3 protein-coding genes are annotated in these 2825 nt (G+C 59.7%); 1 reads left to right on the top strand and 2 read right to left on the bottom strand.

Going from position 1 to position 2825, the window contains the following annotated elements; all coding sequences use genetic code 11:
* Positions 1-1083: sigma 54-interacting transcriptional regulator (locus tag JHD07_RS37095; RefSeq protein ID WP_291631217.1), on the bottom strand; the 1083-nt coding region annotated here is incomplete at its 3' end.
* A gap of 321 nt (positions 1084-1404) precedes the next feature.
* On the opposite strand from JHD07_RS37095, the gene JHD07_RS37090 reads away from it, so the two are divergent.
* A complete protein-coding gene (locus JHD07_RS37090; protein WP_245269629.1) occupies positions 1405-1560 on the top strand; it encodes a hypothetical protein in 156 nt (51 codons plus the stop codon).
* Between the two features lie 152 nt (positions 1561-1712).
* On the opposite strand, the gene JHD07_RS37085 is transcribed toward JHD07_RS37090, so the two are convergent.
* Positions 1713-2825, bottom strand: a 1113-nt coding sequence (locus tag JHD07_RS37085; protein WP_366865839.1) for a CaiB/BaiF CoA-transferase family protein, incomplete at its 5' end; no start/stop codon positions are given.

Below are 2825 nucleotides of genomic sequence, written 5' to 3'. Positions count from 1 at the left end.
CTTATTGCCCTTGTAACGGACCAGAGCGTCGCGGATTCCCTGAGTTTCCACCTTGTCCAACATCGCCCGGAGTCCGTCGGCCGCAATAGGTGGAGCGGTCTCGGCCATCATGGTCGGCCGCGATGCGGCCTGAGGCTCAATCTTCGGCTCGGTAAGATCCTCGACTTTGATGGCGGTGCCATCGCAGAACGCAAAGGCGCGTTCGATTTCGTGCTGAAGCTGCCGAATATTGCCGGGCCAAGGTCTTTCCATCAACGCAGTCAGGGCCTCGTCGTCGATCGACGGCACTGGGCGAGCATGGCGGTAGGCGATGCTCTCGAGGAACTTCGAGGAGAGCAGCGGGATATCCTCGATGCGTTCCCTAAGCGGAGGCAATTGGATCACGATGGGTGATATCCGGTAGAACAGGTCCAGCCGGAACTTGCCGGCTTCAACCAAGGACTGAAGGTCCCGGTTTGTCGCGGAGATCAATCTGAAATCGAGCTGGCGTGGCTTGTCGCCTCCGACACGCTCGACGATCCTATCCTGCAGCACGCGCAGCAGCTTCGCCTGCACCTCGAGCGGCATGTCCCCGATCTCGTCGAGAAACATGATGCCTTCGGTCGCCTGCTCGAATTTTCCTTTCCGGCCCTTCTTGTCGGCTCCTGTAAAGGCTCCCGGTTCGTATCCGAACAGCTCGGACTCGACCAGAGTTTGAGGCATCGCCGCGGCGTTGACGGCGATCATGGGTCCGTCCCTTCGCGGGCTCAGCCGATGCAGCGCGTGAGCGACCAATTCCTTGCCGGTCCCGCTCTCGCCGCGTATCAGAACGGGAATCTCCAGAGGTGCGATCTTCACGATTTCCGCGCGGAGGCGCTGGACGGCGGGACTGTTGCCGACGATGCTATCGAGCCCGTATTTCTGGGACTTCAGCGTCTCCGATTCCCGTTTGTAGAATTCGACCTGCCCCTCCAGCGCGCGTATCCTGGCGTTCAGGATGGCCAGCTGCTCGGGTCCTTTGAACATCACCCGCCCATACGCGCCGAGGATCCTGTCCTTCCGACGAATCGGGATCCTGGACACGATCCTGTCCGAGCCGCGCATGTGCTGCATCGTGCCGACCTCGGCCTTGCCGGACTGCACGACCTTATGCAGCCTGGTCCCCTCGACGACGTCCTCTATCAGACGGTCCCGCGCCTCGCACGGCTTCAATCCGAAGAACCGTTCGTGAATGGGTGACATGTAGGAAATGCGAGCCTTGTCGTCGACGATGATCATGCCTTCGAAAGGATCCGTGAGAAGCTGCTCCATCATTTCCCAGGCGAAGTCGACACTCGACAGGAAGTTGATGACGGCGTCGCCGGGTGGCTCGCCGAATATCAGGAGATCGTCTCTCGCGACAGTCATCACCAGAACGATATAGGATTGGCGATCGAGAGTGAGCCGATTGATGCGACGTATCCGAGCCTCGGCGATCCAATCCGGATCGAGCGCGAGACTTTTAAGGCGGGGGTCTTCCGCAACGCCAGTCGAAAGAACGATCTTCGTCCTGTCCGACAGCAGAAGGCCGCGATAGCCTGAAATGCTGTCAAGCGGTATCATTATCCCGCCTTGGCTCCCTGACGTGTAGTCCTTTAGGACAATTAATCACATAAAGAGAGGGCGCTACAATGATTCAGCGCGCGGTAGTGTATGCACGGAGAACATGACGCATTGCGATTTTGCCTTCTACTTTAGTCGTACCATGATCCGTTTTTCTTGAAAATCTCTATCGTCCTCGGATCGAGCCAGTCGGCTAATGCTTCGTCGGCCGTGTTAGGCGCATTCGGAGACCGCGGAGTATCCGTAACGCTGCGACTGAAACGCGGGGCGGGAGCGGGTTGAAGCACCCCTTCGATCTCTATGAACGATTTTCGTTCGACGAGATGGGGATCGGCGAAAGCCTCTTCGACGGAGTTGACGACCGTCGCGCAACAATCAGTACCGTCGAACGCGACACGCCATTCATCGGCTGTCTTTTCCGAGAACGCCGCCTCGAGGTCGAGCCGCAATGATGTCCAATCCTCGCGCTTGCGACGAAGCGCGTCCTTGGCATCGAGACCAGCCTTGGCGGCCAACTGTGAGAAGAACTTATCTTCAATGGTGCCGACGGCGAGCCAGCGGCCGTCGGCGCAGCGGTACACGTCATAGAACGGACCGCCGCTGTCGAGCATGTTGGTCCCTCGCTCTTCTTTTGCGAGCCCGGAGGCCAACATGCCAATGTGTCCGCCGAGCAGTGAAAGGACGCCGTCGACGATGGCCGCATCGACGACCTGGCCTTGGCCGGAGCGTTGCCGCTCCCATAGAGCGCTGAGTATCCCGAGGGCTAGGTAGAGCGAGCCACCTCCAAAGTCTCCCAAAAGGTTCAGGGGCGGCGTCGGCGGCTGGCCCTTCCGACCGATCGCGTTGAGAGCGCCCGTCAGCGCGATATAGTTGATGTCGTGTCCGGCGTACGGCGAAAGCGGGCCCGTCTGACCCCAGCCGGTCATCCGACCATAGATCAGGCGCGGATTGAGCCGCTGACAGACTTCCCAACCGAGCCCCAATCTCTCCATGACGCCCGGGCGAAAGCCCTCGATCAGCACGTCGCTGCGCTCGACCAAAACCTTCACCAACTCGAGCGATTGCGGTCGTTTCAGATCGAGTTTCAAGGATTTTCTGCCACGATGCGAGATCTGGAAACGTCGTGGGCGCTCAATCCCCAGACCCGCGTCTTCCGGCCGTTCTATTCGTAGAACGGTGGCGCCGAGGTCGGCGAGCAGCATCGCACAGAAGGGAACGGGCCCGATCGCGGGAAACTCCAGGAC

Origin of the sequence: Bradyrhizobium sp. (genome assembly GCF_016462955.1) — a bacterium.
Classification (GTDB): Bacteria; Pseudomonadota; Alphaproteobacteria; order Rhizobiales; family Xanthobacteraceae; genus Bradyrhizobium.
This window is presented reverse-complemented; position numbering and strand designations above follow the sequence as displayed.